The sequence below is a fragment of the Janibacter sp. UYMM211 genome (assembly GCF_040547045.1).
In the GTDB taxonomy this organism is placed as follows: Bacteria; Actinomycetota; Actinomycetes; order Actinomycetales; family Dermatophilaceae; genus Marihabitans; species Marihabitans melonis.
In genome coordinates this window covers 172,170-196,116 of sequence record NZ_JBEPOY010000004.1, presented here as the reverse complement: position 1 = coordinate 196,116, position 23,947 = coordinate 172,170, and the positions used below count along the sequence as shown (strand labels likewise).

Genomic DNA, 23,947 nt, shown 5'->3' with positions numbered 1-23,947 from the left:
GCCGGGGCCCGCCGGTGGGCGCGGCGGTGGGGCCGGTCACCCCAGCAGCGCGCGACCCCGCTCGAGCAGGTCGTCCTGCTTGGCCTGGGCGAAGCCGTCCCACAGCGCCGGGATGCGCCGGGAGCGGACGTTGTCCTCGAAGACCTCGCGGTGGTCGACGACGAAGGTCCAGTACAGCGCGTCCCAGTCGTCGCGCCACTCCCCCGGCGGCAGGTCCGACATCTTCTTGAGGTAGTTGCTGCCGGACACGTAGGGCTTGGTCGTCATCGCCTCGCCGGCGGCGAACTGGCTCATCGCGTAGACGTTGGGCACCATCACCCAGTCGTAGGCGTCGACGAAGAGCTCCATGAACCACTCGTAGGCCGCGTCGGGGCGCACCCGCAGCAGGCACATCGCGTTGCCGAGCACCATGAGCCGCTCGATGTGGTGGCAGTAGCCGGTGTCGAGCACCCGCTGCACGACGAGGTCGACGGGCAGCAGCCCGGTGCTCGCGTCCCACCAGCCCGGGGCGAGGTCCTCGTCGTGGTGCAGCCGGTTGCTCGTGCGCATCCGCCGCCCGTAGAGGTGGTAGGTCGCCCGCATGTACTCGCGCCACCCGATGACCTGGCGCACGAAGCCCTCGAGCGAGGCGATCGGCACGTCGTGCTCGTCGGCGTGCGCGAGCACCGCGTCGAGGACCTCGCGCGGGGTGATGAGGCCGATGTTGAGCATCGGCGTGATGAGGGCGTGGTGGACGACGGGGTGGTCCGCCGAGATCGCGTCCTCGTAGGGACCGAAGTCGGCCAGGCGCTCGTCGAGGAAGGCCGCGAGGTGGTCACGCGCCTCGGGGGCGTCCGTCGGCCAGGCGAAGGTCGCCGGGTCACCCGGGGCGTCCGGGAACTCGCGCGCCACCCACTCGACCGCCGCCCGCACGTCGGCGCCGTGCTCGGCGGCGAGGTCGACGCGTGGCGGGTCGTACCCCTTCGGCAGCTTCTTGCGGTTCTCGGTGTCGAAGGACCACCGCCCGCCGACGGGCTGGTCGCCGTCGACGAGGACGCCGAGGCGGCGGCGCTGCCAGGTGTAGAAGTGCTGCATCCGGGCCGGGTGCTCGGCGAACCAGCCGCGCAGCTCCTCGCGGGTCGTGAGGAAGCCGGGGGTCTCGAGCACGTCCTGCGCGCGCAGGTCGTAGCCGCCGTCGTGCAGCGCCGTGGTGATGTCGCGCGAGAGCCAGTCGTCGTGGACGTCGAAGACCTCGACCCGGTCGGGGCCGATCTCGCGGATCAGCGCCGAGAGCCGCGGACCGGTGGGCTCGTCGGCGCGGCTCTCGACGACGTCGACCTCCAGGCCCGCCCCGCGCAGCCGCCGGGCGAAGCGGCGCGTGCTCGCCCGGTGCAGCACGAGCTTGTGGGCGTGGAAGGCATACTGCCGGAAGAGGAGGTCGTCCTCGACGAGGACGACACGGGTGCCCTGCGGCACCCCGAGGTGCTCGTCGAAGAGCTGGTGGGGGTAGACCAGGCGCACCGTGACTGCCACGGCGCCACCCTAGGTGCGCGCACCGACGGCGATAGCGTGCAGCCCGTGGAGATCCTCGTCGTCGCAGCCATCGCCGCCGAGGCGGCCTACGTCCCGTCGGGGATGCCCGTCGTGCTCACCGGCATCGGCAAGACCCTCGCCGCCGTCCAGGTGACCCGGGCCCTCGCCGAGCACCCCCGCCGCGGTGAGGTCGAGGTCGTCAACATCGGCACCGCGGGCGCGCTGCGCCCCGACGTCACCGGGCTGCACGAGGTCGGCACCGTCCTCAACCACGACCTGTCGGCCGACGAGATCCGCCAGCTCGGCATCGACCCGCGCGAACGGCTCGTGCTCGACCCCGCCCTGCCGACGACGCTCGCGAGCGGCGACCTCTTCGTCACCGACCCGGTGGTGCGCGACCGCATCGCGCAGCGGGCTCACCTCGTCGACATGGAGGGCTACGCCGTCGCGCTGGCCTGCCAGGAGATGGGCGTCCCGGTGCGCCTGGTGAAGATGGTGAGCGACGGCGCGGACGAGACCGCGCACGACTGGTCGGCCGCGGTCGACGGCTGCGCGCGCGAGCTCGGGGCGTGGCTCGAGGCCTACGCAGCGAGGCGCTGACCCCCCTTCGCAGACCCGCCGCTGACCGACCCCACCCGATCCGGACGCACCTCTGACGCGCCCCTGACCGGACGTCCACCCTCCCTCGACCTGGTCCCGGACACGATGGACGGGCGGCGGCCCGACCGGTCCGGCGCCCCCTTCGCCCAGAGGTGCCCCATGACCCCGACCCGTCGCGTCGCCGCCCTCGCCGGTGCGCTCACCCTCGTCGTCGCCCCCGCCGCCCTCCCCGCCCAGGCGCTCGCGCCGGCCGCCACGACCACGGTCGCCGCGTCCGACCCGGGGACGTACTACGACGGGGTCGAGGGGCTGTCGGGCGCACAGCTGCGCGCCGCCCTCACCGAGCTGATCAGCGACCAGCGGGTCCTGTCGTACTCGCAGGTGTGGGACGGCATCAAGGACGTCGACGAGGACCCGCAGGACACGAGCAGCGTCGTCCTGCTCTACTCAGGCACCTCGTCACCGAAGAGCAACAACGGCGGCGGGGTCGACAACTGGAACCGCGAGCACGTGTGGGCCAAGAGCCACGGCGACTTCGGGACGACCGCCGGGCCGGGGACCGACCTGCACCACCTGCGCCCGACGGACGTGACGGTCAACTCCGCGCGCGGCAACCTCGACTTCGACGAGGGCGGGACGCAGAACCAGGAGGCGCCGGGCAACTACGCCGACGGCGACTCGTGGGAGCCGCGCGACGCCGACAAGGGCGACGTCGCGCGGATGATCTTCTACATGGCGGTGCGCTACGAGGGTGCCGACGGCTTCGCCGACCTCGAGGTCAACGACCGCACCGGCAACGGCTCCGCGCCGTACATGGGCCGGCTGTCGGTGCTCAAGGAGTGGAACGAGCAGGACCCGCCGAGCGCCTTCGAGCAGCGACGCAACGACCGCATCCACGACGGCTGGCAGGGCAACCGCAACCCCTTCGTCGACCACCCCGAGTGGGTCGAGTCGATCTTCTAGGAGGCCGCTACGGTCGCACGATGGACGAGCGCAGGACGTGGACGGTGACGACCCACGACTGGACCACCGAGGTGGACACCGAGCACCTCGCGGAGGTCCGTGCGCACCCCGAGACCTTCGGCGAAGGGGGACGACGTCACCTCCTCCTCGAGGTCCTCGCCTACGCGGCCGACGAGGCGGAGGCGCTCGGACGGGTCGGCCGGGTGGTCGTCACGCACCACCCGGACGGCTCGGTCACGGTCGCCGACGACGGTCGCGGCACCGACACCCGTCGCGACGCCCAGGGGCGGGTCGTGCGCAAGCCGGTGATGGCGACGCGCGACGTCCGGTTCGTCGACGGCGACGGCACCCCACTCCCCGACGGCCTGCCGCGGCGGGGCATGTCGGCCGTCGCCGCGCTCAGCGAGCGCCTCGTCCACGAGAACCACCGTGCCGAGGGCTCGTGGTCGCAGACCTACCGGCACGGCATCCCGGACGCCGGGCTGAGGGGTGTCGAGGGCACCGGCACCTCGGGGACGCGGGTGACCTTCCGGACGGACCTGCCGGGCCCGGCTCGTCTCACGCCCGAGGACCGCACCGCCTTCGCCTGGCTGGAGGTCGAGGTCCGCACCGGCACGAGGTGACCGCCGGACTGCAGGCGACCGGGGAACCCGTCGGCGACCGGGTTGTCCGTGCGGGGCCGGGACATGTCCCGGTCACGTCTGGGCATCCCGGTCGGGCGCCGGCATCCGGGTCCGGCGCCGGCATCCCGGTCCGGCGGAGGCGTCACCCCTCGTGCGTCACCCGGCCCCCGAGCACGGTGAGCGAGACGCGCACCTCGCGCAGGCGGGCGGCGGCCTCGGCGGTCGCCGCGCCGTCGCGGGGGTCGACCTCGACGGCGAAGGGGTCGGACGCGAGCAGCACGACGTCGGCCCGGTCGCCGACCCGCAGGTGCTGCCCGTCGGTCGAGGCAGCGAGCGCCTGGAGCGGGGTGATCGCCTGGTCCGGCACCCACGGCGCGCGGTCGTCGGCGCTGCGGTGCACCGCGGCGGCCATCGCCTCCCACGGGTCGAGCGGGGCCACGGGGGCGTCGGAGCCCAGCCGCAGCTCGACCCCGGCGTCGCGCATGGCGGCGAGCGCGAAGCAGCGCTCAGCCCGGTCGGGCCACAGCGCGTCGGTGACGTCCCGGTCGTCGAGCAGGTGGGCCGGCTGCACGCTCGCGGCGATGCCGAGCCGCGCCATCCGCGGCAGGTCCTCGAGCCGGACGAGCTGGGCGTGCTCGATGCTGCCCCGCGCCCCCGACGCCTCGAAGGCGTCGAGCGCGTCGGCCAGCGCCGCGTCGCCGATGGCGTGCACCGCCGCCTGCAGGCCTCCGGCCGCGGCCCGGCGCAGCATCTGGGCGAGCTCCTCGGGCCCGACGTTGCTCTTGCCGCGCGGGTCCGGCAGCACGTCGTCGGTGACGAAGGGCTCGCAGCACCATGCGGTGCGGGTGTTGAGCGACCCGTCGCTGATGACCTTGAGCGGGCCCATCGTCACCAGACCGAGGTCGTCGAGGACGTCGCCGGTGCGCACCCCTTCGCCGAGGGCGTCGTCGAGGGTCGTCGGGTAGGTCGCCGGACGGACCCGGAGGCGGTCGAGCCCGGCGGCGACCCGGCGGGGCCACTCGCGCCACAGCCCGGTCGCGTGCTCGAGGTCGGTGATGCCGACGACCCCGCGGGCGGCGGCCTCGCGCAGCACGTGGTCGAAGGCGGCGTGGACGGCCCGCGGGTTCTGCGGCAGCTCGCCCAGGCGGGCCCACAGGGCGAACCACTCGTCCTCGTCGACATGACCGGGGTGGGGCTCCACGCCGAGCGCCCGGTACGCGGCCGAGCTGAGCCAGCCGCCGTGGCAGTCGCCGCTGATGAGCACGACCGGTCGCGACCCGGCGACCTCGTCGAGTGCGGCCGTCGAGGGCAGGTCGGCCCACCCGCCGAGCCTCCAGCCGAAGCCCTCGACGAGGGAGTCGTCGCCCGGCTCGCCCGCGTCGAGGTGCGCGAGCACCCGGGCGAGCACCTCGCCCGGCCCGGAGGTGTCCGCGAGGTCGACCCGCCGCCCGACGGCCGCCCACTGGCCCATGTGGACGTGCTGGTCCCACAGCCCGGGGACCGCCCAGGTGCCGCTCGCGTCGAGGAGCTCGGCCCCCTTCGCCGGCAGGTCCGGACCGCGCTCGGCGACCCGGCCGTCGCGCAGCCGCAGGTCGACCGGCTCGTGGTCCGACCCCGCCGGCCGGACCCCCCGCAGCAGCAGGTGAGGGGTGCTCGTCGTGCTCATGGGTCGCACCCTAGCCACGGGCGCGGGGGTGCTCGCGGCGGGCGCCCATGCCCCACCCGCGCAGCCACCGCCGACCCCGTCCGCAGTGGTTGACTTCCGTCATGAGCGACACGCAGCAGACCCCCGACCCGCAGCCCGACAACCAGCAGCGCGAGGACGAGGCGCAGCAGCGCACCGAAGGGGTCGAGGTCGAGACCGACCAGGGTCCCGGCGACGGCGGTCAGCGTCCCGAGGACAGCCCCACCGCGTCCATCTGAGCCATCAGCACCCAGACAGCGACCCTCCTCGGCTGCGGCGACCTCGGCAGCCGCGTCGGGCTGCGCCTCGCGCAGGAGGGCGTGAGCGTCACGGGCGTGCGTCGTGACGCCGCCCAGGTCCCCCCGCCGATCCGTGGCGTCGCGGCGGACCTCACCGACCCCGACGTCGACCTGCCCGATCTCGACGCCGACCTCCTGCTCGTCTGCCTCACGGCCGACGGCCGGGACGAGGACGCCTACCGGCGCACGTACGTCGACGGCATGCTGCGCGGCATCGAGGCGGTCGTGCGCGAGCGGACCCCGTCGCGGGCCGTCCTCGTGTCCTCGACCGGTGTCTTCGGCGACGTCGAGGGCGAGGTCGACGAGTCGACGCCGCCCGCCCCCTCCCGGCCCACGGCCCGGGTCCTCCTCGAGGCCGAGCGGGCCTTCGCCGAGGCCCTCCCGCACGGCGTCGTCGCCCGGCTCTCCGGTCTCTACGGTCGCCCGCACCCACGGGTCGTCGACGAGGTGCGCCGCGGCGACGACCACGACCCCGGGCGCTGGACCAACCGAGTCCACCGCGACGACGCCGCCTCGGCGCTCGCCCACCTGCTGACCCGCGTCGACGACCCGGACCGCCTCTACGTCGTCACGGACGACGAGCCCTGCACGTCCGGCGAGCTGCGCGCCCTCGTCGCGGCCGAGCTCGGCGTCCCGTGGCCGACGGGGGACGACGTCACCCCCGTCGGTCGTCGGCTGAGCAACGCGCGGCTGCGGGCGACCGGCTGGCAGCCGGAGATCCCCAGCTACCGCGAGGGCTACCCGCCGCTCGTCGCCGGCAGCTGACCGGGGCCGACGACCTCGCGCAACGCGGCGAGCTGATCGCGGTCGAGGTAGGAGGGGTTGCTCCCCCACGGGCTGCGCAGCACCTCGAGCCCGCTCAGGACGGGGTGGGCGAGCAGCACCGGCCGCAGCACGGGCGGGTCGAGAGGGCGCAGCAGCATCGGCAGGTCGTCGACCGGGCCGGGGTGGAGGTCGCGCTCCACCGGGCCGACGACCTCGCCGACCGCGTGCACCCCTGACGGGACCCGTGAGCTGCCGCCGCTCACCCACAGCAGCACCGGGGCGCCGGGCACGACGAGCTCGGTGCGGTACGAGCGGCGCACGCACCACCGCCGCACCTCGGCGAAGCCCTGCGCGCGCATCGTCTCGACGTCGCTCGCACCGGGGCTGGCCTTGACCAGCCAGGCCCCGACGTCCTCGGCCTGCACGGCCCTCGCGCTGCCGGGGGCGGTCACAGGACGGGCACCTCGTCGGCGAGCGGGCCGAGGAGGTGGCGCTCCTGCGAGGTCGGACGGCGGCGGCCGGACCCGAGGAGGGCGGCGTCGACGTCCGAGATCGCCTCGTCGAGGGGCATGCCGAGGAGGGCCTCGACCGTGGCCCGGGCGAGGCGCAGCGCTGCCGGCGGGGGTGGCGGCCCCGCCACGTCGAGGTCGAGGTGGTGGACGGCGAGCTCGACCGCCCACGTCGCGAGGAAGTCGCCCGCCGCGAGCACCTGTCCCTGGAAGTCCACGGGGCGGTCGCCCATGAGCGCGGAGGCCGAGCGCACCGCCCCGGTGGTGGCGACGAGGTGCTCCCAGGCACCCCGGGGTCGCCGGTAGGCGCTCGCGGTGCGACGGGTCCACAGGATCGCGGCGACCGTGTCGTCGTCGCCGTCCTGCGCGCCCGGCCCCTCGCGCCAGTACGAGGCGGAGTCGTGGTCCGGGGTCGCCCCGGTGGGGCTGACGCACCCGCCGAGCATCTCCTCGAGCCCGGTGCGCACGTGGACGAGGACCTCGAGGCGGGACCACCCGCGGCAGCGGCTCGGCTCGAGCAGGTCGAGATCGGGCAGGTCGCCGGCCGAGACGAGGGCGTCGAGCGCCTCGTGGAGGGCGCCGCGGCCCTCCTCGAGCGTCACGCGAAGGGGGACGGGCCGGCTCCCGAGGTCGCTCGCCATGCCCTCGACCCTAGGTCCGGCGGCGACTGGGCAGGCGCTTGCGGGCCGGGCTGTCGGTGGCGCGACCTACTGTCGGGTCATGACCTCCACCGTCATCGGGCGCGCGGCGGGAGCGGCGCAGACCCGCCTCGCCCACGCCCTGCGCAGCCGCGTCGCCGGCCCCGACGCGCAGCGCGCCGCCGACCGCATCTGGCGCAGCGAGGGCCCGCGCTGGTTCACCGAGGACGACCCGGTGTGGCGGGTGCACGCCGAGGCGTCGATGTTCCCCGGTGGCATCGCCGCGCTCCTGCTGCAGTCTCTGCACCCGTCGGCGATGGCCGGTGTGGCCGGTCACAGCGGCTTCCGCGGCGACCCGTGGGGCCGCCTGCAGCGCACGAGCCACTACCTCGCGACGACGACGTACGGCACGATCGAGCACGCCGAGGAGGCGATCGCCGTCGTGCGCGCCGTGCACTCCCGGGTCCGCGGCGTCGACGACCTCGGCCAGCCGTACTCCGCCGACGACCCCCACCTCCTGCGCTGGGTGCACATCGCCGAGGTCTGGTGCTTCCTGCGCGCCCACCAGCTCTACGCGGCCAGCCCGCTTGACGTCACCGAGTGCGACCGCTACGTCGAGCAGGCCGCGCTGCCCGCGAGCCGGCTCGGCGCGACCGACCTGCCGACGAGCGTCGCCGAGCTCGAGGCCGCGCTCGAGGAGTACCGCCCGGAGCTGCGCACGACCGAGGCGGCCCGCGACGCCGCCTCCTTCCTGCTGCGCGAGCCCCCGCTGCCCGTGCCCGCGCGGCCGGGCTACGGCCTCATCGCCAGCGGTGCGCTCGGCGTGCTCCCGCCGTGGGCGGGCGAGATGCTCGACCTGCCCGCCCGGCGGGGGCTGGCCCGGTCGCTGGCCCGCGGTGCCGGGGTCGGCGCGACCCGTCTCGTGCGCTGGGGCATGGCGGCGGCATGAGCCCCGGGTCGTGGGCAGCCGGTCCGCCGGAACACCCGGGGCCCGAGCGCTGTTGAGGCCCACGTGATGGTCACCTACGGATACGAGCACTACGACCGGGCCCGCCACTACTTCGAGGACGGGCAATACCTCGACGCAGCGCGCGAGCTCGAGGAGCTCTTCACCGACGTGGCCGCCGCCCGGGCCGAGACGCCCGACAGCGGCGACGGCCGCGACCCGGTGGGGCACGGGCTCTCCGAGCCCCGCCTCCTCCTCGCCCGCTCCTACTACCACTCCGCCCAGCTGCGCCGGGCCGAGGAGGCCGCGCGCCAGGTCCTCGACGAGGACCCGCAGGACGCCTACGCGCACCTGCTCCTCGGGCGCACCCTCGTGCGCGCCGGCCGCGCCGACGAGGCGAAGGGCCCGCTGCGCATGGCCGAGCTGCTCGGCGGCTACGAGACCTCGCAGACCCCGGGTGCCGAGGTGAGCGACGAGGGGATCTGACCCCCCCCTTCGCCCCTGGCGCACGACGACGGGCTGCCTACCGCATCTGCGGTCGGCAGCCCGTCGTCATACCTGTCTTCGCCGACCCCGCCCCGCGCCGCACCGCGCCCTCGTTCGACCCGGGCTACCCCTCCGTACGTGGGGTGATCACACCCCACATACGGAGGGGTAGCCGGCGTCGTAGGGGGAGGCGGGAGTCAGGCGTTGGGGTCGGTCAGGCGAAGGGGGTCAGGCGCTGGGGTGGGTCATGTCCATCGGGACGACCCAGGCGTCGAAGTCGGCGCCGTCGACACCCGAGGCCACGGCCGACTCGCGCAGGGTCGTGCCCTCCTTGTGCGCCTTCTTCGCGATGGCCGCTGCCTTGTCGTAGCCGATGTGGCGGTTGAGGGCGGTGACGAGCATGAGGTTGCTCGCGAGGTTGGCCTCGATCCGCTCGTGGATCGGCTCGAGCCCGACGGCGCAGTTCGCGTCGAAGGAGACGCACGCGTCGCCGATGAGGCGGGCCGACTCGAGCACGGCGTGGGCCATGACCGGCTTGTAGACGTTGAGCTGGAAGTTGCCCTGGCTGCCCGCGAAGCCGACGGTCGCGTCGTTGCCGAAGACCCGGGTGGCGACCATCGTCATCGCCTCGGCCTGGGTCGGGTTGACCTTGCCCGGCATGATCGAGGAGCCCGGCTCGTTCTCCGGGATCGCGAGCTCGCCGATGCCGTTGCGGGGGCCGGAGGCGTACCAGCGCACGTCGTTGGCGATCTTCATCAGCGCGCCGGCGAGGGTGCGCTGGGCGGCGCTCACCGCGACGAGCGCGTCGTGCGCGGACAGGCTGGCGAAGAGGTTGCCCGCCTGCGAGAACTCGTGACCGGACTCGGTGGAGATGTGCTGCGCGCACAGCCGCCCGAAGTCGGGGTGGGCGTTGAGGCCGGTGCCGACGGCGGTGCCGCCGATGGCCAGCTCGCGGGCGCGCTCGTCGGCGCGGCGCACGTCCTCGACGGCGAAGTCGATCTGGGCGACCCAGCCGCCGATGACCTGACCGAGGGTGACGGGGGTGGCGTCCTGCAGGTGGGTGCGGCCGACCATGACGACGTCGGCGTACTGCTCGGCCTTCGCGGCGAGGGTGTCTCGCAGCTGCTGCACGCCCGGGTACATCGTCTCCGCGAGCTCGAGGACGACGGCGACGTGCATGGCCGTGGGGAAGGTGTCGTTGCTGCTCTGACCGCGGTTGACGTGGTCGTTGGGGTGCACCGGGTCCTTGCCGCCGCGGCTGCCGGTGGCGATCTCGTTCGCACGGCCGGCGATGACCTCGTTGGAGTTCATGTTCGACTGCGTGCCCGAGCCGGTCTGGAAGACGACGAGCGGGAAGTGGTCGTCGAGCTCGCCGTCGACGACCTCCTGGGCCGCCTGGGCGACGAGGTCGGCGACGTCGCGCGGCAGCTGGTCGAGCTCGGCGTTGGCCAGGGCCGCGGACTTCTTGAGGATGCCGAGGGCGCGGATCATCGTGCGCCCCCAGACGAAGGTGTCGCGCCCGATGTCGAAGTTGCCGAGGCTGCGCTGGGTCTGCGCGCCCCAGTACCTGTCGGCGGCCACCTCGACGGGGCCCATGCTGTCGCTCTCTGTCCGGGTACCGGCGGTGTCAACCATGGGCGTCACGCTACCGGGGCCCGCCGGGCACGTCGGCGCGAGTCCGGCGGCGCTGCGCCGAGCGAGGACGAAGGGGGCGCGGCCACCCCTTCGCCCGCCACCCGACTGGTTGACTCGACCCCATGAGCGAGCCCACGACCGAGACCATCACCCTCGACGTCGACGCCCCGGCGCAGCGGGTCTTCGCGCTGCTCACCGACCCGGCGCAGCACCCCTCCGTCGACGGCAGCCGGATGGTGCGCGAGCGCCTCGAGGGCGAGCGCCTCACGCAGGTAGGGCAGGTCTTCTCGATGCAGATGCGTCGCCGGCTGCCGGGGCGCGACGCCGAGGACTACGTCATGGACAACCACGTCGTCGCGCTCGTGCCCGACCGGGTCGTCGCCTGGCGACCCGGGCCGCAGGGCGGCCGGCCGATCGGGTGGGAGTGGCGCTACGAGCTCGACCCGATCGACGAGCACCGCACGCGGGTGCGGCAGACCTTCGACTGGACCGACGTGCCGGAGCACGTCGTGCGCGACCTCGGCATCTCCATGCCGGCCCTGCCGACGCAGGTGCGCGAGGAGTCGCTGCGCCGCCTCGCGGCCGCCGTCACGCAGTGAGCGCGGCGCCCGCCTGACGTCCGGCGGCCGAGGCGTGGCCGAGCCACGTATGCCGGTTGCCGGCCCAGCACCAGCCGACCTTGGGCGCGCCGTCGCGCTCCGGGCCGCCGTCGCGCGGTGCGCCTCCGCTGATCCAGATGGCCGGGACACGCTTGTCGTAGCCGGCGCCCTTGGGCTTGCGGGAGCCGATCGTCATGAAGCAGTGGTTCGGCTCGAGGACCGCGGGCTGCTGGAGCAGCCAGCTGATCCCCTCCGTGAGGGTGAGCGGGGTGCGCCCGCGCTCGAGGATGCGCGGCAGCGCCTCGTCAGGGCTGACGTCGCGCAGGTCGTCGCCGCGCTCGACACCGGTGACGACGTAGAGCGGGGTGTCGGGCACCTCGACCTGCGGGATCGGCCCGAAGGCCGCGAGGTCGGTCATGTCGGGCACGACGAAGCCGGGCTTGCCCGCGCGCTCGAGCAGGGCGGTCAGCCGGGCGGCCGGCACGAGGCTCGGGTGCACGGCGAGCAGGCCCGTCGTGCACAGCAGGTCACCGCCGAAGGACTCGACGAGCTGGTCCTCGTCGACACCGGCGAGCTCGGCCAGGCCGAGGTCGAGCAACCGGTCGAGCTGGGACGCGACGAACATGACGGGTCTCCTCAGGTGCCCGGGCGCAGGAGCCGGGAGTCGGTGGGGCGCTGCGCCAGCCCGGCGAGCGCGCTGTCGAGGTCGGGGGCGACGACGACGTCCGCGAGGCTCTCCGCGCTGACGAAGCCGGCGTCGGCCAGGCCCTGCAGGGCGGTGAGCAGCGGCTGCCAGAAGCCCGTGCCGGACGCGGTGGGGAGGTCGAGGAGGGCGATCGGCTTGCCGTGCAGACCGATCTGACGCCAGGTCCACACCTCGAAGAGCTCTTCGAGCGTGCCGATGCCCCCGGGCAGGACGAGGAAGGCGTCGCACAGGTCGGCCATCGTCGCCTTGCGCTCGTGCATCGAGGTGACGACGTGCAGCTCGGTGATGTCGTCGCGGCCCCACTCGCGCTGGACCATGAAGTCCGGGATCACCCCGACGACCTCTCCCCCCTCGCCCATCGCGCCGTCGGCGACGGCACCCATGAGCCCGGCTCCACCCCCGCCGTAGACGACGCCGATCCCGCGGCGGGCCAGCTCGGCCCCGACGTCGCGGGCGGCGTCGACGAGGGTCGGGTCGGTGCCGGGGCTCGACCCGGTGAAGATGCAGACGCTGCGCAGCACCCGCCCAGCGTAGGCACCACACCCCCGCGGATGCCCAATCCCGCTGACGAGCCCGGCGAAGGGGGACCCAGCCCCCTTCGCTGTCGAGGACGTGGTCTCGAGGCTCCTGCGTCGCACCTCGACCACCGCTGGCTCCCCTAACTGGCGCTCGCACCTCGACCACCAAGGCCTCGTCGCTCGCACCTCGACCACCAAGGCCTCCGACGAGGCGCTGATCACTGACGGGACCGGGCGGGGCGGCCTAGGGTGACCGCCGTCCCCCATCTAGGAGTGCACCGTGGCACGTCCCGATCTCACCGTCCTCGCCATCCCCGGCTTCGTCGCCGCGATGGGGGCCGAGTACGCCTGGCAGAAGCGGCATCCTGCGCCCGAGGGCGAGGAGCGCGCGGGCGACTACGAGCTCCAGGACACGATCGCCAGCCTGGCGATGGGGGTCGGCAGCCTCGTCGTCCCGCTCGTCACCGCCCCGGCGCTGCGTCGCCTCGCCCCCGGCAGCGGCCGGCTCGGCACGGTCCTCGCGGGCGTAGGTCTCGCCGCCGCCGCGGCGACCACCGTCGGCGACGTGCTGCGTCGCCGCCGCGAGCTCGGGCACCTGCCGGAGGCCGGCACCCTGCCCTCGCAGCAGGTCGAGCCCGAGCTCGTGCGCTCCCGGGTCGACGCCCTCGGCCGGCTCACCGCCGGCTCGGCCGTCGCCGCCGTCGCGACCGCGGCCCTGTCCGCGGCGACGCTGTGGAGCACCCAGACCTCCGCGACCCGGCTGGCGCGGTGGTCCCCCTTCGCCCTGCACGGCAAGGTCGGAGCACTCGTCGCGATCGCCGGCTGGGACGCCATCTACTACTGGAACCACCGCCTCTCGCACGAGTCGCGCTGGCTGTGGGCGGTCCACGTCGTGCACCACTCGAGCGAGCGTTACAACCTCTCGACCGCCCTGCGCCAGCCCGTCGCCGAGGGCATCACCATGGCCGTCCCCTACGGCCTGCTCGCGCTGCTCGGGGTGAGCCCGCGCGCCATCGAGGACGCCCGCGCGATCAATCTCATCTACCAGTTCTGGATCCACACCGAGGCGATCCGCTCCATCGGCCGTCTCGAGCGCGTGCTCAACACCCCCAGCCACCACCGCGCCCACCACGGCAGCCAGCGGCAGTACCTCGACATCAACCACGGCTCGATCCTCATCGTGTGGGACAAGCTCTTCGGCACCTTCGAGCCCGAGGACGAGCGGGTGCGCTACGGCCTGACGCGCAACCTCGAGACCTACGACGTGCGCACCATCGCCACCCACGAGTGGCGCGACATCGCCCGCGACGTCGCCACCGCGCCGACCTGGTCCGACCGCGCCGGCTTCCTCCTGCGCGGACCCGGGTGGGCCTACGAGCGGCGGGCCGAGCTGGCGGCGCAGGCCACCCCACCGCGTCCCGTGGCCACCCCGGTGGCCGGCTGAGCCCCCCCTCGCCCGACCCGCCCTCGACGACCCGGCCGAAGGGGGTTGCCCGCTGAGACAGCATGGGCGGGTGACCATCGTCTTCCTTCACGCCCATCCCGACGACGAGGCCTCCGGCACGGCCGGCTCGATGATCCTCGCCAGCGACGCCGGACAGCGGGTCGTCGCCGTCTACGCGACGGGCGGCGAGCTCGGCACGGTGCCCGACGGGGTCGGCGTCGACGGCCTGGCCGCCCACCGCCGTGCCGAGGCCGAGGCCTCCGCCCGGGTCACCGGGACGGCGCGCGTCGAGTGGCTCGGCTACCGCGACTCCGGGATGCACGGGTGGGAGCAGAACTCCCACGACGGCTCCTTCCACGGCGCCGACGTCGACGAGGCCGCCGGGCGCCTCGCCGCGATCCTCGACGAGGAGGACGCCGACGTGCTCGTCGGCTACGACTGGCACGGCGGCTACGGGCACCCCGACCACGTCCAGGTCCACCGCGTCGCCCACCGGGCCGCCGAGCTGGCTGCCCGCCGACCCCGCCTGCTCGAGGGCACGATGAACCGCGACGAGATCCGCCGCGGCATCGCCGCCGCGAAGGAGATAGGCATGGACCCCGGGTGGGACGCCGACGAGCCGATGGCGGACGGCGAGCCGATCGGCCTGCCGCAGGAGCAGATCCACCACCGCGTCGACGTCACCGGGGTGCTCGACCGCAAGCGCCGCGCGCTGGAGTGCCACGGCAGCCAGGAGGACGTGCAGGGGATGCTGCAGATGCCGCCGCCGGCGTACACGGCGATGTTCGGCGTCGAGTACTACACCGAGCCGGGCGCGGAGCCCGGGATGGTGGACGGCAACCCCTTCGTCTGACCAGACGCGTTCCGTCCTGCGGAAGATGGTGAGGCAAGGCTTACCTGTGCGCTACCTTTCTTCTCGTGAGCAAGAAGGTCCGGATCGGCAAGATCAAGGTCAAGCAGAAGTGCTGCGTGTCCAAGAAGCGCTGCGACTCCTGCCCGATCCGCCTGCTCAAGGAGGGCAAGATGCCCGACGGCTACGCGGTCCACAAGCGCAAGCTCGTCACCGTCGAGGCGAAGTCGAAGCTGAAGAAGGCCGCCTGAGGCTCGCCTGTCCTCACGTGACAGCAGCCCCCCGTCTGCCTAGCCTTGCGCGGTATGACGACCTCGCGCTTCGCCGCCCAGCTCAACGTCCAGATCGGTGAGGAGTTCGCGGCCCACCAGCAGTACGTCGCGATCGCCGCGCACTACGACGCGCTGACGATGCCGCAGATGGCCGGCTTCTTCTACCGCCAGGCGCGCGAGGAGCGCGACCACGCGATGATGATGATGCGCTACCTCATCGACACCGACCAGCCGGTGCAGATCCCCGCCGTGTCCGCGCCGGTGAACGGCTTCGAGGGTGTCGTCGCCCCCGTCGAGCGCGCCCTCGCCCAGGAGCGCGAGGTCACGACGCAGATCCACGGGCTGACCCGCACGGCGCGCCAGGAGGACGACTTCGCCGCCGAGCAGTTCATGCAGTGGTTCATCAAGGAGCAGGTCGAGGAGGTCGCCGTCATGGACGACCTGCTCGCCGTCGTCGCGCGCAGCCAGGACGACGTCAACGACATCGAGGCCTACGTCGAGCGCGAGCTGCAGGCCGGCGGCGAGGACCCGATGGCGCCGCGCGTCGCCGACGCCTGAGCCCTCAGGGGTAGACGACCCGCAGCCGCTCGAGGACGACGGGCATGTCGGGCCGGTAGCCGCCGGCCGCGTGCGCCTCGAAGTAGTGCTCGTGCGCGAGCCGCCAGTAGCGCAGGCTGCGATCGCCCTCGCCCTCGGCGTGCGCGTGGTCCTCGTCGACGTCCTCGAAGGGGATGACCCGCACGTGAGTCGTCTGCACGAGGGCCCGGGGGTGACCCGCCCCGTCGAGGACGATGCCGAGGTCACCCGCCTCGGGCAGCGGCTCGCCGGCCGAGAGGTAGTCGGAGTGGGCGCTCGCGGTGGCGGTCTTCGTGCCGTCGAGGACGAGCGCGAGGAGCCGGTCGGCCTGCTCGGGCGTCGAGCCGAAGGCCCACGACGGCGGGCGGAGCAGCCCGAGCGGGTTGACCCCGGTGTAGGTCGGGACGCCCGGCAGACGCAGCCGACGACTGGCCAGAGACCAGAAGGTGTCGAGCTCTCGGTCCTGCTGCGTGCGCTCGACCATGACCTCAGCCTGCCACGGGCGTGACGTGCACTCGCCCGTCGACGACCTCGAAGGAGACGTCGGCGAGCGAGTCGACGACGAGGTCGGCGTCGCCGAGGTCGCCGGACTCGGTGGTCGTGGTGACCGCGAGCACCGCGCACCCGGCGGCCCGGGCCGCGGCGATGCCGCTCGGGGCGTCCTCGCACACGAGGCAGTCGGTCGGGTCCACGCCGAGACGCTGCGCGGCGAGGAGGAAGGGGTCGGGCGCGGGCTTGCCGCGCTCGACGTCGTCGACGGTGACGAAGGCCTCCGGCGCGTCGATGCCCGCGGTCGCCAGGCGCACCTGGGCGAGCTCGCGGTGGGCCGAGGTCGCGACGGCGTAACGCCCGCCCTGAGCGGCGAGGGCCTCGATCGCGTCCAGCACGCCGGGCAGCGCGACGATGCCCTCGACGTCGGCGAGCTCGAGCTCGTCGATGCGGGCGAGCGCGGTCGTCGCGTCGAGGTGGGGCGCGACGGAGTCGATGATCGCGGCCGCCGGCATGCCGTGGTGGCCGGCGAGCGTGCGCGGGTCGACGTCGTGCTCCTGCGCCCAGCGCACCCACGAGCGCTCGACGGAGCCGCTCGAGTCCACGAGGGTCCCGTCGTTGTCGAAGATGACGGCGGCGAAGGTGCGGTCGGCGAAGGGGGATGAGCTCACCTCCCCATCATCCCCGGCCCGCCTGGTCGGCGCCCCGGGCGGGGTCAGGAGCCGGTGACGACGAGGTCGGCGTACTCGTCGTGACGCTCGACGTACGACGCGATGAAGGGGCACGTCGGGACGACGAGCTTGCCCTGCGCGCGCACGTCGTCGAGCGCGCCGCGTGCGAGCGCCGAGCCGACGCCCTGACCCTCGTACGCGTCCTCGACGACGGTGTGCGGCAGCTGGATCGCCTCACCGCGGTCGCGGTACTCGGCGTACCCGGCGACCTGGCCGTCGACGACGGCCTCGTAGCGGGAGCGCTGCTCGTCCTTGCGGATCTCGATGTCGGCCATGTCCGTCATCGTGCCACCGCAGGCGCCCGACGACGGGTCCGCGAGTCCCGCAGCCCGGCGACGAGGTAGACGAGGCCGACGAGGGGTAGACCGAGGACGAGCGTGACCGGCAGGACGAGGAGCGTCCACCCGAGCACCTGACCGACGGCGCCGGGCTGCGGCGCCGAGGACCGGTCGACGGCCGCGGTGACGGCGACGAGGGCGAACCACAGGAGCAGCGGCACCGAGGGCAGGAGCCCGGCGAGGACAGCCACCGCGTGCCGACGACGACCGCGCCGGCGAGGCGCGCGCGCATCCCCCGGGCCGAGCGGCGGCATGGGGGTGCTCATGGCGCGGCGACCGCGCGAGGCCCGCGACGAGAGGCGGCCCGGCCCGGTACGACGAGCAGCACCGAGCCCACGACGACCTGCCAGGCGATGGGGGCGTAGACGGCGACGCGCTCGGTGAGCCCCTGCAGGTCGGGCAGCACGGCGAAGCCCACCCCGCCCGCGGTGCCCGTCACGGCGAGGACCGCCGCCAGCAGGGCCGCCCTGGGGTGGTCGCGGCGCAGGGTCGCCGCGAGCAGCACGAGGACGAGCACGCCGCCCCCGATCGCGAGGAGCGCGGCGACCCCGTGCCGCAGCGCCTCGGGCGAGCCGGCGACGGCGGCGTCGGACAGGGGCGCGAGACCGACGCCGGCGATGCCCGCCCCGTAGACGAGCGCGGCCCCGGCGGTCACGACCCCCAGACGACCTGCGGCTCCCCGCAGCAGCGACAAGCCGACGGCGACGGCGAGCACGACCCGCACCCCCTGGGCGAGCATCATCGCGTTGATGACCCCGTGCCACGGCGAGCACGCCGGGACGGCACCGCCCCCGCAGTCGGTGCGACCCAGCTCGCTGATGACGGTGCCGGTCCACGAGTACGCCGGCCCAGTCCATGCCGAGGCCGTGACGACCTCGGCGACGACGAAGGCGCCGGACAGGAGCAGCAGCAGCCCGAGCACCCGCGTGCGAGCGGCGCTCACGCCGGGTCAGCCGACGCGCGCGACGGTCTCGTCGAGCCAGGTCACGAGGTCGTCGACGACCTCGTCGCGGTTGGTCTCGTTGAACATCTCGTGCCGCCCCTGGGGGTAGACCCGGGCGGTGACGTCGGTCAGCCCGACCCGCTCGTACTGCGCCTGCACGGCCTCGACGGCGGCCTGCCCGCCGACGGGGTCCTGGCTGCCCGACAGCAGGTAGATCGGCAGGTCCTTGCGGATCCGCTCGGCGTTGGAGTCCTTGGCCAGGTCGCTCACGCCGGCGAGCATGTCCGCGAAGAAGCCGGAGGTGAAGACGGCCCCGCAGCGGGGGTCGGCGACGTAGGCGTCGACCTCGTCGGTGTCGCGCGAGAGCCAGTCGAAGTCGGTCCGCGCGGGCGAGAACTCCTTGTTGAAGGAGCCGAAGGTCAGCGTGTTCATCAGCGACGACGGGTGGCGTCGGCCCCGCAGCCGCGCCTCGAGCGCGGCGACGCGCGCCCCGACCTTGCCGAGCGCACCGGGGTCGCCCATGGTCCCCGAGAGCACGAGCGCGTCGATGCCCGCGCTGCCGCGCGAGACGAGCTCGCGGGAGAGGAAGGAGCCCATCGAGTGGCCGAGGAGGACGAAGGGGACCCCGGCGAAGCGCTCCCGGGCGGCGGCCCCGACGGCGCGCATGTCGACGATCGCGGCGCTCCACCCGCCGGCGTCGGCGAGGTACCCGGCGTCCTTCGGGTCGTCGACGGTCGCCCCGTGCCCGCGGTGGTCGTGGGCGACGACGGCGTACCCGGCTGCGGTGAGGCGCTGGGCGAGCCGGTCGTAGCGCTGGGCGTGCTCGGCCATGCCGTGCGCGACCTGCACGACCGCCTTCGGCGCGCCGGCGGGCTCCCACACGTAGGTGGCTAGGGCCAGCCCGTCGTGGGGCGAAGGGATGCTCAGCGTCTCCATGGCGGGGAGCCTAGCCACGTCGCGGGCTCCGCGCGCCGGTACGCAGGGCGGGTCGAGGTGCGTGGACGAACCCAGGCGTGCCTGGATACCTCGACCGGGTCAGAAGCCGGCGTACCGAGCCGCCCGGGCGACGAGGTCGGGGTCGACGCGAAGGGGTCGGCCGTCGAGCTCTCCGACCGGCGTCGGGCCCCGGCTCGAGGCGACGAGCCACACCCCGTCGGCGTCGTAGAGGTGCCCGACCGGCACGAGCTCGAAGGCGCTGTCCTGCCCGTCCTCGGCGGCGGCCCGCAGGATCGTCGCCACCGACAGCGACTCGAGGATGCCCGTGGGTCCGGTGGGCGTCGAGAGCCAGCGTCCGTCGCGCACGACGAGCAGCCCGGCCATCGGGGCGTCGAGCGCGTACCCGTCGGTCGAGGTGAAGACGACGTCGTCGGCCCCGCGCCGTGCAGCCTCCCGCTGGGCGGCGACGTTGACGACGTAGGAGAGGGTCTTTGCCCCGCCGAGGAGCCACGGGGCGTCCTGGAAGGCGTCGCTCGGGTGACCCCGGGTGAGCGTCACCGCGCGGACAGGGTCGCTCCCCCCTTCGCCGCGCTGCGGCCGGCCCGACGCCCGTGGCGAGACGACCACCCAGGCCGTCGGACCCGCGTCGGGGTCCCACTCGCGGCCGCGGGTGAGGACGAGCTTGAGGGAGGCGTCGCCCGGGGTGTCCCACGCGGCCAGGGCCGCGTCGACGAGCGAGACCCACGCCTCGCGCGGCGGAGGCGAGATCTCGAGCGCGGCGGCCGAGCGGGCCAGCCGCTCGAGGTGGTCGTCGAGGCCGCGCACGACGTGCCCGTCGCCGTCGTCGGTGACGAGACCGGAGTCGAAGCACCCGTCGCCGCGGGTCAGACCGAGGTCGTCGACGGTGATGACGGGCTGCGCCGGGTCGACGACCTCGGGGCCGTCGGGGCGGAGGACGGCGACGACCCGGGGCATGCCGCTCACGCTACGCGGCGCAGGGGGCACGATGTGCCCCATGACGACCGCCTACGACGTGCAGGGCATCCGCTCCCACTTCCCCTCGCTCGCGCAGGGCCTGGCCCACTTCGACGGGCCCGGTGGCACCCAGACGCCCGACGTCGTCGCGGACGCGATCGCCGCGACGCTCGTCTCCTCGATCTCGAACAGGGGCGCGGTGACCTCCTCCGAGCGGCGGGCCGAAGGGGTGGTCGCGGGCTGCCGCGCGGCGATCGGCGACCTCGTGGGCACCGACCCGCGCGGCGTGATCTTCGGTCGCAGCGCGACCGCCATCACCTACGACCTCTCGCGGGCGCTCGCGAGCACGTGGGGCCCCGGCGACGAGGTCGTCGTCAGCCGTCTCGACCACGACTCCAACATCCGCCCGTGGGTCCAGGCCGCCGAGCGGGCGGGCGCCACCGTGCGCTGGGCCGAGCTCGACCCGGCGACGGGCGACCAGCGCCTCGAGCACTTCGAGGCGGTCGTCACCCAGCGCACGCGGCTCGTCGCCATGACGGCCGCGTCGAACCTCGTCGGGACGATCCCACCCGTCGCCGAGGTCTCGGCGCTGGCCCACGGCGTCGGGGCGCTGCTCTGGGTCGACGGGGTGCACTCGAGCGCGCACCGCCTGCCCGACCGGACCGGTCTGGGTGCCGACTTCTGGGCGTGCTCGCCCTACAAGTTCCTCGGCCCCCACAGCGGCACGGTGAGCGCCGACCCCGCGCTCCTCGAGACCCTCCACATGGACAAGCTGCTGCCCTCGAGCGACGCGGTCCCGGAGCGCTTCGAGCTCGGGACCCTGCCCTACGAGCTCATGGCGGGTGTCACCGCAGCGATCGACTTCCTCGCCGATCTCGCACCCGGTGACGGCGCCGAGGAGTCGCGCCGCGCGCGGCTGCAGCGCAGCTTCGCCGCGCTCCACGAGCACGAGAGCGCCCTGCTGGCCCGGCTCGAGCCCGCGCTGGGCGAGCTGCCGGGCGTCTCCCTTCGCTCCGGGGCGCCGGACCGCACGCCGACGCTCCTCGTGACCTTCGAGGGGCGCGACCCCCAGGACGTGCGCGCCCACCTCGCGCAGCGCGGTGTCGCCGCACCGGCGGGGCACTTCTACGCGATCGAGCTCAGCCGGGCGCTCGGTCTGGGCGAGACCGGGGGCGTGCGCATCGGGCTCGCCCCGTACACCGACGACTCCGACGTCGACCGGCTGCTCGAGGGCTTGCGCGAGCTCGCCTGAGCAGACGCGAAGGGGGCGGGGCCGGATGACCCGGCCCCGCCCCCTTCGTGCGCGTGGTCCGTCAGGCGACGCGTGACTTCGGCGAGCGCGCAGCGGTCTGACCCGCGTCGCGCTGCACGACCGAGCCGAGGGCCTCGTCGATCTTCGTCATGACGGAGTCGTCGAGACGCACCCCGGCGGCCTTGACGTTGTCGACGACCTGCTCGGGACGCGAGGCCCCGACGAGAGCCGCGGCGACGTTGTCGTTCTGCAGGACCCACGCGATCGCGAGCTGGGCCATGCTCAGCCCGGCCTCGTCGGCGACGGGCTTCAGACCCTGGACGGCGCTGAGGATGTCGTCCTTCATGAAGTCGCGCATGCTCGCGCCGGCCTCCTCGTGGGCGGCGCGGCTGCCCTCGGGCGGCTGCGCACCCGGCTGGTACTTGCCGGACAGCACGCCCTGGGCCATCGGGCTCCACACGATCTGGCTGATGCCGAGCTCCTCGCAGGTCGGGACGACCTCGGGCTCGATGACCCGCCACAGCATCGAGTACTGCGGCTGGCTCGAGATGAGCTGGATGCCGAGCTCGCGCGCGAGGCGGTGGCCCTCGCGGATCTGGTCGGCGGTCCACTCGCTGACACCGATGTAGAGCGCCTTGCCCTGGCGCACGACGTCGGCGAAGGCCTGCATCGTCTCCTCGAGCGGGGTCTCGGTGTCGTAGCGGTGGGCCTGGTAGAGGTCGACGTAGTCGGTCTGCAGGCGCTGCAGGGAGCCGTTGATGGACTCCATGATGTGCTTGCGGGACAGCCCGGTGTCGTTCTTGCCGCCGGGGCCGGTGGGCCAGTAGACCTTCGTGAAGATCTCGAGGCTCTCGCGGCGCTCGCCCTTGAGGGCCTCGCCGAGGACCGACTCGGCCTTGGTGTTCGCGTAGACGTCTGCGGTGTCGAAGGTGGAGATCCCCTGCTCGAGCGCGGTCCGCACGCATGCGTGCGCCTGCTGGTTCTCGACCTGGGACCCGTGGGTCAACCAGTTGCCGTAGGTGATCTCGCTGATCTTCAGCCCGCTGCTGCCGAGGTACCTGTACTCCATGCCGTCACGCTACGTCCGTGACCGGCCTCAGCGGCGCACGAGCCAGGGGCGGAAGAGACGCACGAGCTGGGGCATGACGACGTAGGTGACGATCGCGACGACGAAGACCGTGAAGATCGCGACCCGCGGGACGAAGGGGAGGGCGGCGATGAGGGGGTTGAGGACGAGCTGGAGCAGGGCGACGGTGGGGAAGATGCCGCACCACGTGACGACCGCCATCTTCCAGCGCAGCGGCGGCTTGTGGCCGGGCACCTCGGGCCGGGCGAACCACGCCTCGAGCCCGGTGAGCACCTGGTAGTCCGGGTCGCCCTCGGCGACCGCAGCGAGGCGGGCGTGCCACTCGTGGCGCACCGGCGACGCGTCCCAGGCCGCCAGCCCCTCCTCGTCCTCGAAGCGCAGGATGGTCTGGTGCTCCCCGCCCTCCGTGGACGGCGGGATGACCTCGGCGCCGATGAAGCCCGGCACCTGACGGACGTCGCCGAGCATGCCGCCGACGAGGGCCTCGTACGCAGCGGCGCACCCGGGCTTCGCGCGTCGGCGCGCGACCCGGATGACGGGCTGGTGGGGTGCGGGGACGGACATGGCTCACCTCGGTGTCGGCGCGGGTGCCAGCACCGTAGGGCGCACGCCGCTCACATCGTCGGCCTCGCACCGCCTGGCGGAACGCGTCCTCAGCGGGTGGGGCCGAAGGTGGACGGGTCGACGGGCCGCAGCCGCCTCGGCAGCCCCTCGACGACGAGGAGGTAGGACTCGGTGACGACGTCCTCGACGAGATGGGCGTCGAGGTCGCCGGGGCGAAGGGTGATCCAGTGCCGCTTGTTCATGTGGTAGCCGGCGGTGATGCACTCGTGGGCCTCCCGCAGGCTCTGCGCGTCGGCCGGGTGCGCCTTGACCGTGAGGATCGGGTCGCCCGTGACGGCGGTCTGGAGCATGAAGACCTTGCCGCGCACCTTCCACACGTCCCACTCCGCGCCGAAGGGGTGACCCAGCTCGCTCCCCGGCAGCTCGTCGGCCCGGGCACGCGCGATCTCCTGCAGCTGCGCCCCATCCATGCGACCTCCCCGTCCTTCGAGCCCCCGTCGTCGGGCTGTCCGCCGACCTTATGAGCCCCCACCGACACCGGACAGGACGAGATGAGCAGGACGACTCATGCCCGGGTGCGGGCCGGGCGCGACGATCCGGCCATGAGCGACGACACCTCCTGGGTCCGCACCGCCCTCTCCTACGGCCTGGTCGTGCTGGGACCGGCCGCGGCCTGGCTGGTCTGGGTCTCCCGGAGCGTCGACAAGGCCTCTGACATGGCGCATGTCGCCTGGTTCGTCACGGTCGCAGTCTGCTGCTTCGCCGCGGGCGTCCTGGCACCGCGACGCCGGGTGCTCTTCGCCCCGCTCCTCGTGCTGGCACCGGTCGCGGCGCTGGTCGTCCTCTACCTGTGGTGGTCGACCGAAGAGGAGCCCGGCTTCTACCTCATCGGCATCGCCATGGCTGCTGTCTTCTTCCCGATCGTCGGGACGGCGCTGCTGCTCCTGGGGCGCACGACGACCGCGACCCGCGCGAGACGTCGCACCTGACCCGGAGCAGCAGCGGTG

31 protein-coding genes are annotated in these 23,947 nt (G+C 73.9%); 14 read left to right on the top strand and 17 right to left on the bottom strand.

The window, feature by feature from the left end:
• Positions 1 to 36: 36 nt before the first annotated feature.
• Entirely contained in the window at positions 37 to 1,512 is a 1,476-nt protein-coding gene (locus tag ABIB53_RS12125) for a cryptochrome/photolyase family protein (protein WP_354588345.1), read from the bottom strand.
• A 45-nt stretch (positions 1,513 to 1,557) separates the two neighbouring features.
• On the opposite strand from ABIB53_RS12125, the gene ABIB53_RS12120 reads away from it, so the two are divergent.
• From ABIB53_RS12120 to ABIB53_RS12110, 3 genes are all read left to right on the top strand, one after another.
• Entirely contained in the window at positions 1,558 to 2,112 is a 555-nt protein-coding gene (locus ABIB53_RS12120; RefSeq protein ID WP_354588344.1) for a nucleosidase, read from the top strand.
• Between the two features lie 159 nt (positions 2,113 to 2,271).
• On the top strand, positions 2,272 to 3,075 hold the full coding sequence (locus ABIB53_RS12115) for an endonuclease I family protein (protein WP_354588343.1): 804 nt from the start codon (positions 2,272 to 2,274) through the stop codon (positions 3,073 to 3,075).
• Positions 3,076 to 3,095: 20 nt separating this feature from the next.
• Positions 3,096 to 3,698, top strand: a complete 603-nt coding sequence (locus tag ABIB53_RS12110; protein ID WP_354588342.1) for an ATP-binding protein — start codon at positions 3,096 to 3,098, stop codon at positions 3,696 to 3,698.
• Positions 3,699 to 3,840: 142 nt separating this feature from the next.
• On the opposite strand, the gene ABIB53_RS12105 is transcribed toward ABIB53_RS12110, so the two are convergent.
• Entirely contained in the window at positions 3,841 to 5,364 is a 1,524-nt protein-coding gene (locus ABIB53_RS12105; RefSeq protein WP_354588341.1) for an amidohydrolase, read from the bottom strand.
• A gap of 101 nt (positions 5,365 to 5,465) precedes the next feature.
• Here ABIB53_RS12105 and ABIB53_RS12100 point away from each other — a divergent pair, with 101 nt between their 5' ends.
• Both ABIB53_RS12100 and ABIB53_RS12095 read left to right on the top strand, forming a co-directional pair.
• A complete protein-coding gene (locus ABIB53_RS12100; RefSeq protein WP_191563533.1) occupies positions 5,466 to 5,621 on the top strand; it encodes a hypothetical protein in 156 nt (51 codons plus the stop codon).
• A gap of 3 nt (positions 5,622 to 5,624) precedes the next feature.
• On the top strand, positions 5,625 to 6,446 hold the full coding sequence (locus ABIB53_RS12095) for an NAD-dependent epimerase/dehydratase family protein (RefSeq protein WP_354588468.1): 822 nt from the start codon (positions 5,625 to 5,627) through the stop codon (positions 6,444 to 6,446).
• On the opposite strand, the gene ABIB53_RS12090 is transcribed toward ABIB53_RS12095, so the two are convergent.
• Together ABIB53_RS12090 and ABIB53_RS12085 are read right to left on the bottom strand one after the other, a co-directional pair.
• Positions 6,419 to 6,898: an EVE domain-containing protein gene (locus ABIB53_RS12090; RefSeq protein WP_354588340.1), complete on the bottom strand. Its 480-nt coding sequence runs from the start codon at positions 6,896 to 6,898 to the stop codon at positions 6,419 to 6,421. The two genes, ABIB53_RS12095 and ABIB53_RS12090, sit on opposite strands and share 28 nt — an antisense overlap.
• The gene (locus ABIB53_RS12085; protein WP_354588339.1) at positions 6,895 to 7,596 is read right to left on the bottom strand and encodes a maleylpyruvate isomerase N-terminal domain-containing protein; all 702 of its coding nucleotides are present in this window, start codon (positions 7,594 to 7,596) and stop codon (positions 6,895 to 6,897) included. The genes ABIB53_RS12090 and ABIB53_RS12085 overlap by 4 nt, the downstream gene beginning before the upstream one ends.
• Positions 7,597 to 7,675: 79 nt before the next feature.
• Here ABIB53_RS12085 and ABIB53_RS12080 point away from each other — a divergent pair, with 79 nt between their 5' ends.
• Entirely contained in the window at positions 7,676 to 8,542 is an 867-nt protein-coding gene (locus ABIB53_RS12080; RefSeq protein WP_251718023.1) for an oxygenase MpaB family protein, read from the top strand.
• Positions 8,543 to 8,608: 66 nt separating this feature from the next.
• Entirely contained in the window at positions 8,609 to 9,025 is a 417-nt protein-coding gene (locus ABIB53_RS12075; protein ID WP_354588338.1) for a tetratricopeptide repeat protein, read from the top strand.
• Between the two features lie 228 nt (positions 9,026 to 9,253).
• On the opposite strand, the gene fumC is transcribed toward ABIB53_RS12075, so the two are convergent.
• Entirely contained in the window at positions 9,254 to 10,660 is a 1,407-nt protein-coding gene (gene fumC, locus ABIB53_RS12070) for a class II fumarate hydratase (RefSeq protein ID WP_354588337.1), read from the bottom strand.
• A 122-nt stretch (positions 10,661 to 10,782) separates the two neighbouring features.
• Here fumC and ABIB53_RS12065 point away from each other — a divergent pair, with 122 nt between their 5' ends.
• The gene (locus ABIB53_RS12065; protein ID WP_354588336.1) at positions 10,783 to 11,259 is read left to right on the top strand and encodes an SRPBCC family protein; all 477 of its coding nucleotides are present in this window, start codon (positions 10,783 to 10,785) and stop codon (positions 11,257 to 11,259) included.
• On the opposite strand, the gene ABIB53_RS12060 is transcribed toward ABIB53_RS12065, so the two are convergent.
• Positions 11,249 to 11,884 (bottom strand): DUF5701 family protein, encoded by a 636-nt coding sequence (locus ABIB53_RS12060; protein ID WP_191681658.1) that lies wholly within the window; start codon positions 11,882 to 11,884, stop codon positions 11,249 to 11,251. The genes ABIB53_RS12065 and ABIB53_RS12060 overlap by 11 nt on opposite strands.
• Positions 11,885 to 11,895: 11 nt before the next feature.
• The gene (locus tag ABIB53_RS12055; RefSeq protein ID WP_354588335.1) at positions 11,896 to 12,486 is read right to left on the bottom strand and encodes an LOG family protein; all 591 of its coding nucleotides are present in this window, start codon (positions 12,484 to 12,486) and stop codon (positions 11,896 to 11,898) included.
• A gap of 277 nt (positions 12,487 to 12,763) precedes the next feature.
• Between ABIB53_RS12055 and ABIB53_RS12050 the strand changes: the two genes are divergently transcribed.
• From ABIB53_RS12050 to ABIB53_RS12035, 4 genes are all read left to right on the top strand, one after another.
• Positions 12,764 to 13,927, top strand: coding sequence for a sterol desaturase family protein (locus ABIB53_RS12050; protein WP_354588334.1), 1,164 nt, complete (start codon positions 12,764 to 12,766; stop codon positions 13,925 to 13,927).
• 70 nt (positions 13,928 to 13,997) lie between these two features.
• Positions 13,998 to 14,780: a PIG-L deacetylase family protein gene (locus tag ABIB53_RS12045; protein WP_354588333.1), complete on the top strand. Its 783-nt coding sequence runs from the start codon at positions 13,998 to 14,000 to the stop codon at positions 14,778 to 14,780.
• Positions 14,781 to 14,845: 65 nt separating this feature from the next.
• Positions 14,846 to 15,028, top strand: coding sequence for a hypothetical protein (locus ABIB53_RS12040; RefSeq protein WP_068270315.1), 183 nt, complete (start codon positions 14,846 to 14,848; stop codon positions 15,026 to 15,028).
• Between the two features lie 54 nt (positions 15,029 to 15,082).
• A complete protein-coding gene (locus tag ABIB53_RS12035; protein ID WP_068270320.1) occupies positions 15,083 to 15,607 on the top strand; it encodes a ferritin in 525 nt (174 codons plus the stop codon).
• 4 nt (positions 15,608 to 15,611) lie between these two features.
• On the opposite strand, the gene ABIB53_RS12030 is transcribed toward ABIB53_RS12035, so the two are convergent.
• From ABIB53_RS12030 to ABIB53_RS12000, 7 genes are all read right to left on the bottom strand, one after another.
• Positions 15,612 to 16,109, bottom strand: coding sequence for an ASCH domain-containing protein (locus tag ABIB53_RS12030; protein ID WP_123093129.1), 498 nt, complete (start codon positions 16,107 to 16,109; stop codon positions 15,612 to 15,614).
• Positions 16,110 to 16,113: 4 nt separating this feature from the next.
• The gene (locus tag ABIB53_RS12025; RefSeq protein WP_354588332.1) at positions 16,114 to 16,785 is read right to left on the bottom strand and encodes an HAD-IA family hydrolase; all 672 of its coding nucleotides are present in this window, start codon (positions 16,783 to 16,785) and stop codon (positions 16,114 to 16,116) included.
• Positions 16,786 to 16,829: 44 nt separating this feature from the next.
• Positions 16,830 to 17,120 (bottom strand): GNAT family N-acetyltransferase, encoded by a 291-nt coding sequence (locus ABIB53_RS12020; RefSeq protein ID WP_123093015.1) that lies wholly within the window; start codon positions 17,118 to 17,120, stop codon positions 16,830 to 16,832.
• Between the two features lie 5 nt (positions 17,121 to 17,125).
• A complete protein-coding gene (locus ABIB53_RS12015; protein ID WP_354588331.1) occupies positions 17,126 to 17,449 on the bottom strand; it encodes a hypothetical protein in 324 nt (107 codons plus the stop codon).
• Positions 17,446 to 18,126, bottom strand: a complete 681-nt coding sequence (locus ABIB53_RS12010) for a DUF998 domain-containing protein (RefSeq protein WP_354588330.1) — start codon at positions 18,124 to 18,126, stop codon at positions 17,446 to 17,448. Before ABIB53_RS12010 ends, ABIB53_RS12015 begins: the two co-directional genes overlap by 4 nt.
• A gap of 6 nt (positions 18,127 to 18,132) precedes the next feature.
• Complete coding sequence (locus tag ABIB53_RS12005; protein WP_123093009.1) at positions 18,133 to 19,062, bottom strand: alpha/beta hydrolase; 930 nt, start codon at positions 19,060 to 19,062, stop codon at positions 18,133 to 18,135.
• 99 nt (positions 19,063 to 19,161) lie between these two features.
• The gene (locus tag ABIB53_RS12000) at positions 19,162 to 20,037 is read right to left on the bottom strand and encodes an aminodeoxychorismate lyase (RefSeq protein WP_354588329.1); all 876 of its coding nucleotides are present in this window, start codon (positions 20,035 to 20,037) and stop codon (positions 19,162 to 19,164) included.
• Between the two features lie 40 nt (positions 20,038 to 20,077).
• On the opposite strand from ABIB53_RS12000, the gene ABIB53_RS11995 reads away from it, so the two are divergent.
• Entirely contained in the window at positions 20,078 to 21,289 is a 1,212-nt protein-coding gene (locus ABIB53_RS11995) for a cysteine desulfurase-like protein (RefSeq protein WP_354588328.1), read from the top strand.
• A 61-nt stretch (positions 21,290 to 21,350) separates the two neighbouring features.
• On the opposite strand, the gene ABIB53_RS11990 is transcribed toward ABIB53_RS11995, so the two are convergent.
• The 3 genes from ABIB53_RS11990 to ABIB53_RS11980 form a co-directional block, all read right to left on the bottom strand.
• Entirely contained in the window at positions 21,351 to 22,358 is a 1,008-nt protein-coding gene (locus ABIB53_RS11990; RefSeq protein ID WP_354588327.1) for an aldo/keto reductase family protein, read from the bottom strand.
• Positions 22,359 to 22,385: 27 nt separating this feature from the next.
• Positions 22,386 to 22,940, bottom strand: coding sequence for an antibiotic biosynthesis monooxygenase (locus ABIB53_RS11985; RefSeq protein ID WP_191564297.1), 555 nt, complete (start codon positions 22,938 to 22,940; stop codon positions 22,386 to 22,388).
• Between the two features lie 89 nt (positions 22,941 to 23,029).
• Positions 23,030 to 23,410 (bottom strand): MmcQ/YjbR family DNA-binding protein, encoded by a 381-nt coding sequence (locus tag ABIB53_RS11980; protein WP_354588326.1) that lies wholly within the window; start codon positions 23,408 to 23,410, stop codon positions 23,030 to 23,032.
• Positions 23,411 to 23,542: 132 nt separating this feature from the next.
• Here ABIB53_RS11980 and ABIB53_RS11975 point away from each other — a divergent pair, with 132 nt between their 5' ends.
• Positions 23,543 to 23,929, top strand: coding sequence for a hypothetical protein (locus tag ABIB53_RS11975; RefSeq protein WP_123092999.1), 387 nt, complete (start codon positions 23,543 to 23,545; stop codon positions 23,927 to 23,929).
• Positions 23,930 to 23,947: the final 18 nt, after the last annotated feature.

Bases quoted from the DNA above. Each gene is read 5' to 3' on its own strand.
- ABIB53_RS12060 (WP_191681658.1), bottom strand. From the start codon at position 11,884: ATGTTCGTCGCGTCCCAGCTCGACCGGTTGCTCGACCTCGGCCTGGCC.
- ABIB53_RS12005 (WP_123093009.1), bottom strand. From the start codon at position 19,062: ATGGAGACGCTGAGCATCCCTTCGCCCCACGACGGGCTGGCCCTAGCC.
- ABIB53_RS12015 (WP_354588331.1), bottom strand. From the start codon at position 17,449: ATGAGCACCCCCATGCCGCCGCTCGGCCCGGGGGATGCGCGCGCGCCT.
- fumC (WP_354588337.1), bottom strand. From the start codon at position 10,660: ATGGTTGACACCGCCGGTACCCGGACAGAGAGCGACAGCATGGGCCCC.
- ABIB53_RS12115 (WP_354588343.1), top strand. From the start codon at position 2,272: ATGACCCCGACCCGTCGCGTCGCCGCCCTCGCCGGTGCGCTCACCCTC.
- ABIB53_RS12020 (WP_123093015.1), bottom strand. From the start codon at position 17,120: ATGGCCGACATCGAGATCCGCAAGGACGAGCAGCGCTCCCGCTACGAG.
- ABIB53_RS12000 (WP_354588329.1), bottom strand. From the start codon at position 20,037: ATGCCCCGGGTCGTCGCCGTCCTCCGCCCCGACGGCCCCGAGGTCGTC.
- ABIB53_RS11995 (WP_354588328.1), top strand. From the start codon at position 20,078: ATGACGACCGCCTACGACGTGCAGGGCATCCGCTCCCACTTCCCCTCG.
- ABIB53_RS12110 (WP_354588342.1), top strand. From the start codon at position 3,096: ATGGACGAGCGCAGGACGTGGACGGTGACGACCCACGACTGGACCACC.
- ABIB53_RS11985 (WP_191564297.1), bottom strand. From the start codon at position 22,940: ATGTCCGTCCCCGCACCCCACCAGCCCGTCATCCGGGTCGCGCGCCGA.
- ABIB53_RS11990 (WP_354588327.1), bottom strand. From the start codon at position 22,358: ATGGAGTACAGGTACCTCGGCAGCAGCGGGCTGAAGATCAGCGAGATC.
- ABIB53_RS12105 (WP_354588341.1), bottom strand. From the start codon at position 5,364: ATGAGCACGACGAGCACCCCTCACCTGCTGCTGCGGGGGGTCCGGCCG.
- ABIB53_RS12085 (WP_354588339.1), bottom strand. From the start codon at position 7,596: ATGGCGAGCGACCTCGGGAGCCGGCCCGTCCCCCTTCGCGTGACGCTC.
- ABIB53_RS12075 (WP_354588338.1), top strand. From the start codon at position 8,609: ATGGTCACCTACGGATACGAGCACTACGACCGGGCCCGCCACTACTTC.
- ABIB53_RS12035 (WP_068270320.1), top strand. From the start codon at position 15,083: ATGACGACCTCGCGCTTCGCCGCCCAGCTCAACGTCCAGATCGGTGAG.
- ABIB53_RS12065 (WP_354588336.1), top strand. From the start codon at position 10,783: ATGAGCGAGCCCACGACCGAGACCATCACCCTCGACGTCGACGCCCCG.
- ABIB53_RS11975 (WP_123092999.1), top strand. From the start codon at position 23,543: ATGAGCGACGACACCTCCTGGGTCCGCACCGCCCTCTCCTACGGCCTG.
- ABIB53_RS12080 (WP_251718023.1), top strand. From the start codon at position 7,676: ATGACCTCCACCGTCATCGGGCGCGCGGCGGGAGCGGCGCAGACCCGC.
- ABIB53_RS12030 (WP_123093129.1), bottom strand. From the start codon at position 16,109: ATGGTCGAGCGCACGCAGCAGGACCGAGAGCTCGACACCTTCTGGTCT.
- ABIB53_RS11980 (WP_354588326.1), bottom strand. From the start codon at position 23,410: ATGGATGGGGCGCAGCTGCAGGAGATCGCGCGTGCCCGGGCCGACGAG.
- ABIB53_RS12100 (WP_191563533.1), top strand. From the start codon at position 5,466: ATGAGCGACACGCAGCAGACCCCCGACCCGCAGCCCGACAACCAGCAG.